At 40.6% G+C, this 7840-nt stretch carries 5 protein-coding genes and 1 tRNA gene; 1 reads left to right on the plus strand and 5 read right to left on the minus strand.

Annotation, left to right across the window (positions count from 1 at the left end):
- Window positions 1-76: transfer RNA gene (locus Q0954_RS31740), tRNA-Lys, on the minus strand.
- Between the two features lie 66 nt (window positions 77-142).
- Here Q0954_RS31740 and Q0954_RS31745 point away from each other — a divergent pair.
- Window positions 143-880, plus strand: coding sequence for an SH3 domain-containing protein (locus tag Q0954_RS31745; RefSeq protein WP_299465265.1), 738 nt, complete (start codon window positions 143-145; stop codon window positions 878-880).
- Window positions 881-972: 92 nt separating this feature from the next.
- Here the strand turns inward: Q0954_RS31745 and Q0954_RS31750 are convergent, their stop codons facing one another.
- The 4 genes from Q0954_RS31750 to Q0954_RS35105 form a co-directional block, all read right to left on the minus strand.
- Window positions 973-1569 carry a hypothetical protein gene (locus Q0954_RS31750; protein ID WP_299465268.1) on the minus strand — a complete coding sequence of 199 codons (597 nt, stop codon included), beginning with the start codon at window positions 1567-1569 and terminating at the stop codon, window positions 973-975.
- A gap of 151 nt (window positions 1570-1720) precedes the next feature.
- Window positions 1721-3208, minus strand: coding sequence for a SusD/RagB family nutrient-binding outer membrane lipoprotein (locus Q0954_RS31755; RefSeq protein ID WP_299465271.1), 1488 nt, complete (start codon window positions 3206-3208; stop codon window positions 1721-1723).
- Window positions 3209-3321: 113 nt separating this feature from the next.
- Window positions 3322-6438 (minus strand): SusC/RagA family TonB-linked outer membrane protein, encoded by a 3117-nt coding sequence (locus tag Q0954_RS31760; protein WP_299465273.1) that lies wholly within the window; start codon window positions 6436-6438, stop codon window positions 3322-3324.
- A gap of 550 nt (window positions 6439-6988) precedes the next feature.
- Window positions 6989-7162, minus strand: coding sequence for a transposase (locus tag Q0954_RS35105; RefSeq protein ID WP_366916773.1), 174 nt, complete (start codon window positions 7160-7162; stop codon window positions 6989-6991).
- Between the last annotated feature and the right edge of the window lie 678 nt (window positions 7163-7840).

The following is a 7840-nucleotide window of genomic DNA, read 5'->3' on the forward strand; positions in this document are numbered from 1 at the left end:
TGGTGATTCCTCTGGGGCTCGAACCCAGGACCCTCTCCTTAAAAGGGAGATGCTCTACCAACTGAGCTAAAGAATCATTTTTTTTGCTTTTACTGTGCTTTTTTTCGTAATTGCGGTGCAAAGTTAGGTGATGGATTTTAAAATGCAAAACTTCTCAAAGAAAAATTTCTTGTTTACTCTGATATGCTTCATGCTGGCAATGGTTAATTTGGGCTATTGCTTTGATAATGAGTCAGAAATGGCAAAAGCCGATCAGTATTTTGCCAAAAAAAAGTATACTGAATCACTTGAGATATACGAAAAAATATTTCTCAAAAGTGGTAAAGCTTCGCCTAGCATGCTGCTTAAAATGGCGTTTATAAACGAGGGACTAGGTGATTACACCCAAACCCTGTATTACCTGAGTTTACATTACGAGTACGCACCCAGCAATGAGACTTTGTTGCGTATGGAAAAAATAGCCAAAAGTCAACAGTTACAAGGCTACGAATATTCTGACTTCGACTATGTAAAAGCGATCTTTCATAAGTACTATTTTTATTTCAATTTGTTGGTAGTACTTATTTTCGGAAGTATTTTCGGGTCGTTTATTTATCGTCTCAAGAAACAACGTCAGATTTCCAGTAGGCACGGAATCACTTTTTTTGCTGCCCTTATTGCGGTATTTATTTTATTTAACTTTACCGAGAGTAAACCCAAAGCTATCATTAAAAATGACAAAGTTTTTTTGATGAGTGCTCCCTCGGCTGCTTCTGAACTTAAGGCAAAAATGGGGAAGGGGCATCGCGTAGAAATTTTGAGTAAAAAAGATATATGGTACAAGGTAAAACTAGGCAAGCAAGTGGCTTACATTCGTGAAAATAATTTACTTCAGATTTAGATTTTCAGTAAGCCAATGAGAGCCTTGCAAAGACAAGTTTTAACAATACGCTTTGCTCCAATAGAAGAAGGTTGCAAGCTAAAAAAGCGTATTTATTTTTGATTCATTCCTAATGTCCTTTCAGGAAATATTGCTTGCCATATACTCTGTAAACGTGCTAGAGTTTGGGGGTGTTGATTGGTTTGCTGCCAGTAAGCAAAGTTTACTTGTATGGCTACAGTGTCAGTCTTTATTACTTCGGCTATAGCCTGATCGTTTTTGGGCAGTTGAGCGAGGTAGTTCAGTTGTTCAAAAGCATTGAGCCCCACCATTACAGAGGCGTGCTGTACTTTTCCTGCATACTTTTCGCCATAATAAGCCGCCAATAACTGAATGTATCCTTGAATGTGTGTGTTAAACTCGGCAAGGTTTTCGGCAGGTATCCATAGTTCATTATGTAAGTGTGCTCCCACATTTTGTACTTCAAACTGTGCTATGTATGCATCGTCAATATCAAAAGCAGTAACAAAGCCTGCATAACCCGACAATTCATCGTCCAGGTTCCAGCGGGTGGCAATTTGGCGTGCATACTCAAAGTTGAGCACAGGGTAAAAAATAGGTTGCCATTGTAAGCGTGGTGGATAAGCTTTGGCATTAGCTGCCAAAATAAGCTCTAGTTCTTTGAGCCCTACCGGGCGATATAATTTCATTTGATTGGCGTTTAAACAATTCTAAAAAAGGCAAAGCTAATAAAACTCTGTCTGAATAGACGGTTAGCTTCAGAAGTTTCTACACACATGCTAAAGCCAAAAAAAGGGACACGCAAAATGCCTGTCCCTTTCCCAAATTAATTACACATAATCATTGCACGTCCCACCATAAGCGTTGCCCAAACATACCATCTACCACACCAGTGGTTGCCTGGTTTACGTTTGCCGCATTAACGGCTGCCTCGCTCGATGGGAAAAATAGTCTTATCGGAAGACCTTTACCCGGAAATGCTGACTTGGGAACTTCAGTCAAAGCCGGAAAATCGGTTCTTCGTTGTTCGGCGTATGCCTCATTGCCTTGCATAAATAAGGCTACCCATTTTTGCTCGGCAATCAATTGTGCCCTGGCTTCGGGTGTAGTAGCATTGTCAAAATTTACATTGGCTTCGGCCAGATATGTACCCAAAGTACCTGAGTGCTTAGCAACGCTTTGAGTAATAGCAGCTTCGTAGGCTTGCTTGGCAGTCCAGCTTCCTGTGTTCCAGCCATTGTTGGCGGCTTCAGCAATGATGAACAACACCTCAGCATAAGTTTGCAAGTACAAAGGGCTCGCTAAGTTATTCACAAAAGCATCGCCCAACAGCGAAACTTTGGATTGTGCCAATAAGTCTCCACCATTAGGTTGTCCTACATACTCGAGGGTACCACCTGCGTCTTTACTTTCTTTAGTAGGATTGGCATATATCGACAAGCGAGGATCGTTACGTGCCACTAAGTAGTCAATCAAGGTTTTGCTTGGTCCCCCATTGATGTTTGAATTGTAGCTTTCTATCAAAGGGTTACGCTGCCCAGATTCATTTACATAAGCAAGTTGAGCATCGTCGTTGTTGCTACCAAAAATCGGGAATTGAGTAGGGTTGCTCAATACTTCGGCGATACCTGCTTGAGCAGTGGCAGGGTCAGCCTTAGATACTCTGATATACAACCTCAATAACAATGAGTTACAAAACTTTTTCCACTTGTCCACGTCACCGTTATACACAAAATCACCTGCGTCTTCAGGAATAGGATCAACAGATGAGTCAAACAAAGCATTTGCGGCTTTAAGTTCAGCAATAAGTCCGGTATAAATGTCTTGTTGCTTGTCGTAGGTTGGGGTCAGCGTGCCTACCTGTGCAGTTTCTCTATCAAACCCCTGCAAAGCTTTAGAGTAAGGAACATCTCCCCACAAATCAGTAGCAGTCTGAAAAGCATATACCCTCAATACCGTAGCAATGGCCTGCATGTTGGGGCGGTTATCTTTTTTGGCATCTTCAATTAAAATCTGAGCATTGATTAACACTCGTGAATACAACTCACTCCATACACTACCTATGCTAGCGTCACGAGGATTGTAAATATCCGCTTCAGGGAACACAAAATTAGCGATGTGATGTGCCCAGTGCGATGAAATACGAAAACCAGCAGTGTTTTGGGTAGTACCCACCAAACGCAAGAGGACATTGCCTAATACATTTTCGGCAGGGGCTTTGGTCAGATTGTTAGGGTTGGTGTTGATCTCGTCAAAGTCGTTGGTGCAGCCAAATAGCATAGCAGCTACTACCAGCATCAGACAAACACTTTTATTAAATATTTTCATTGATTCTTATCGTTAAATCTTTTGAGTAAAATTGAGCTTTTTTAGTTATAAGATTTTTGCTACCAACGGCCGGTGCTTGCGAGGGCTCTTGTCGTTGGCAGCTTAAAAATCGCTTAAAACTTGGCGTTTAAACGAACCCCTAACGTGCGGGCAGAAGGTGTAGAGATATACTCAAACCCAATATTATTTACACCACTGGCACTAAATCCTGTTTCTGGGTCTACGTTTGGAATGTTAGACTTGATTAACCACAAATTACGTCCATAGAACGAAATACGCAGTTTTTGCAGCTTCAAACTACTCACCCACTTTTGTGGAAAAGTATAGCCCAAGGTCAATGAACGTAGTTTGATAAAGCTACCATCATACACGTACTCATCGTGTCTGCCGTATAGGTTACCGTAATAGTCTTGTGGCATTACTTTGGTAGTGTTTACCTCGCCGCTCTCTGTCACACTGTTAGGTACCACAAAACCTTCTTCACGGTTATTTCCAGTGGCTTCAAACTGCCCGGCAGCGTGCCCATAGTAGTTGGTTCCAGAGAATATGTCACCACCGTGACGAATATCAATCAAGAAGTTCAGGTCAAAACCTTTGAAACGGAAGGTGTTAGAAATGCCTCCAGTCCATTCGGGGGTAGCATTGCCCAAAACACCCAAATCAGCAGTTAATAAAGGCATTCCGTTTTGGTCTACGATAACTCGTCCTTGGTCATCTCTTCTTTGCGATCGCCCTAAAATGCTTCCAAATGGCTGTCCTGGGCGAGCTTCCACGACGATGCCAAAGAAACTACCCAATTGAAAGCTTTCAATTTGACCTCGAGGGTCAAGTGCCACTACCGAGTTTTGGTTGCGGGCATAGTTTACCTGAATGTCCCACTGAAAGTCGCCTGGGTTTTTGGCCCTGAACGGAGTGGCAGTAAGTTGCACTTCTACTCCTTTGTTGTCTATCCGACCAGCGTTGATCAAAGCACTGCCATAGCCTGAAGTACGTGAAACTGGTAAGTAAATGATTTGATTTTCTGTTTGAGACTGGTAGTAAGTCACGTTTACCCCAACACGGCGGTTAAAAAACTGAAGGTCAGCTCCAATTTCGGTAGTAGTAGTCAGTTCGTTTTTGAGGTCAGGGTTAGGTATTACATTAGATGCTCTGAACATTTTTACACCTCTGAAGTTGTTTGTCTCAGCCACAAAAACAGGGTCTAGTTGATAAGGTTGGCCACCTGCACCTGCTGTAGCATAGTTTACCAATATTTTTCCAAAGCTAAACCATTCTGGAAGCTGCTCCGACAATAGTTCGCTAAACACTACAGAACCACGAGCTGAGTAGTATAAGAACGAACGGTTAGCTGAAGGTAGGGTCGAGTTCCAGTCGTTACGCAAAGAAAACCCTGCACTAATGGCACGATCAAACAAAAATGTTGCGTCAGCAAATACACTTTGAATTTCAAGCTCAGAATTGAATGTAGTGACTGGAGTTTCGCCTTGGGCATTGTCAAAAGAGTAGTTATTGGCTGTAACTAATGCAAGTGCACTATTAGTATTCGACTCCGTTTTACTATTCATCCGGTTGGCACCTGCCAAGAAGTCTATATTGAGGCGTGGCGACAAGTTTGTGTTTCCTACAAGTGCAATCTCTTGGTTGATCTCATTGACAAAGTATCCTTGTTGAAAAATTCGTCCTTCATGAATAGGTACCCAGGAACCTTTAGCTACGCGTTGTTTGCGGGTTTCACGATAAAAATCGTTCATCACTCTACCACGTAGTTTAATGCCTTTAGCCAATTCATAAGAAAGTGTTGCTGCACCATTTATTCTGTCTCTTCTTAAAGAGTTAGTATTTTTGTGCAATATCCAATAAGGGTTGTTAGAATAGTAAGTCAGCCAGTTTTTTTGGGTACCATCTGGATTTGCGTAGTTGTCTTTCAGGTGTTTTGCAAAATCAATCTGGCGTCCTCCCCAAATAAATTGGTTGGCAGGGTTAGAGTAACCTCCGTTGGTGCTACCATACCCTACTACTGGGCGGTTGCCCGAATTGGTTGCAGTGTATGTTGCTGTCAAAGATCCACTTAGTCTGTCGGTTAACTTAAAACCTGCTTTAGTAGTTACTACATCGCGTGACAAATCAGTGTTGGGCATCATTCCTTTATGGTCAAAACGAGTATATCCAACCCTAACGTGGTTTTTTAAACCTCCTGAGGTAATGGCTACATTGTGGGTAGTGGCTACTCCTGTCTCAAAAAAGTCACGAAAGTTGTTAGGGGCAGCTACCCAAGGTTGTTGCTTGCCGTGAAACTGATCTCTTGGTTGACCGTCAAACTTAGGCCCCCAGCTTTGGTCAGCCCAGTCAGCGGTTCCTCCACCTCTACCATCTACCCACTCAAACTGACCGTTCCAACCTTGTCCATATTGGTTCTGAAACTTAGGCGTTACAAAAGGACGCTCAAGCCCCAGGTTAAAGTTATAGTCAATGCCAATGCCTTTTTTACCTTTACCAGATTTGGTAGTAATTAAAATTACCCCGTTACCTCCACGAGCTCCATACAAAGCAGTAGCAGCAGGACCTTTCAATACCGATACACTGGCAACATCGTCAGGGTTAATGTCGGCAGCAGCGTTACCATAGTCTATTCCATTACTCCATCCTTGTACATTGCTTGATGAGTTGTCATAAGGTACTCCATCTACTACAAACAAAGGTTGGTTGTTGCCTGCAAGTGAGGAATAGCCACGCAAAATAATTCTTGCCGATGAGCCTACTCCCCCTGATGAACCTGTTACCTGTGCTCCAGCAATTTGTCCCGATAGAGAGTTAATTACATTGTTGTCACGGGCATCAGTTAAGTCAGATGGTTTAATGCTCTGTACAGCATAACTCAGGGTAGCTTTTTCTTTGCTTACTCCCAAGGCTGTTACTACCACCTCGTCCAGCTCTTCGGCGTTTGTAGCCAGTTTTATATCGAACTTGGTTTGTGCTCCTACTACAATTTCTTGCTTGGCAAAGCCAATGGCCGAAATCACCAACGTAGGGTTGGCACTTTGCAAGGTCAAACTAAAACTTCCGTCAGTGTTGGTAGCAGTTCCGTTGTTGGTGTTTTTTTCCAGTACAGTGGCTCCTGGAATTCCCTCACCTTTAGGGTCTGTTACTTTTCCAGTTACTGTAGTAGATTGAGCCTGTATTTGTATTATGACAATACATAAGGCTATAATTGTAAATAAATACTTTTTCATAATAACTAATCAGTAGTAAATTGGTTTATCATTAATTAATTGGTTTGTTCTATTATGGAACTATTTTTATTCTCAAAATCTGGATTTAGAAGGTAGGTATCGTTCTTTGTAAAAAAGTACAATGCAAAAGTAGAAGGGTTAAAACTCTGTTTCTATCACAATTTTACCTTAAAGCAGTATTATTTTGATAGGTATATGATTTTATTGGGCAATGGCTGGGTTAATTTGTGTAAAGTGTGGTGTTTTCTGGTTGAATTAGAATATTATTTGGCGTGTAGGGATTGGTGTAGCGTACGTTTAAAAATTAAATTTTATGCTTTTTCAAAACGATTAAGTAAAATTTGGCAATTAGCTCATAAAACCGAGGCTTTGGCACTATTTGCTGTTTTTTCATACTATTAGAATGTCTCCTCAAGTAATTTTTACATGCAAACGATCTTTATCTTCGCTGATAAAATAATTTAATATCTTGACTACCAATGAAAATTATACTTGGAGCAGCAGCTTTGCTTTGACGCCTTTGCTCCTGCTGATTTAAGGCTGCATTAATTTACTTCAGGATACCATCTGATTTTCGAATGTGGAAATAATAGTAAATACTTTGCCAAAGAGGGTATTTTGATTCCAAATTACGCCACTGCATCTTGCTATGTAACAAGTAGAATATTGCATTTGAAATTTTGCGCAAATCATATGTACGTTTACACTTGGTTGTTGGAAATATCTGCCAGGTTAATCAAACAAATATTTAAAAACAAAGATGGGTTTACTGGGATAAGATTCTTAGCATCCAACAACTTTTCTTTATCTGCTGATGATTTCTCTACAAACTTCAAAAAACGGTGGATTTGTGTAATATTAGTTAATAGTTCAAACCCAATGCCAATGCCTTCTTTATTTAGTTTTCACTTCTTAAGTAGTTGTTTATCAAAAGCTTGACATAAATAAATTCTTTTTCAGACTTAAAACTCTTGAAAATTTCTTGATTATATTTTATGATATATCGTGGGTTTTACTATCTATCGTAACATTTCCTTTCATTATACCCCTACACATAGTCGTACTTTTAGCCTGTACCAATAAATACTACTCTGTCAACCCCTTCAAATGCCTGGGGTTATATAGTAAATGTATAGAAAGTAAAATAAGAGTATGTTTAAATTTTGTCTTTGGGGTTAAAAGGGGTGAAGCAGGGTAGATTGATTCCCTACTTTACCCTATTCGATTGAGAACAAGCCTATACTGAGGCAGGAGGAGGAGCCTAAAGAAGACTTTCCAATAGGGGTATGCCATTCTCACCTAAAGCAACTATAGATAGCCTTCTTTTTATCTGAAAACTCTACAGATTAGGAAAGAGTTATAAATGTTTTAAATTTAGGGTCAAAAATGCCTAGTTTACCTG

The sequence above is a fragment of the uncultured Microscilla sp. genome, from assembly GCF_947493425.1.
Classification (GTDB): Bacteria; Bacteroidota; Bacteroidia; order Cytophagales; family Microscillaceae; genus Microscilla.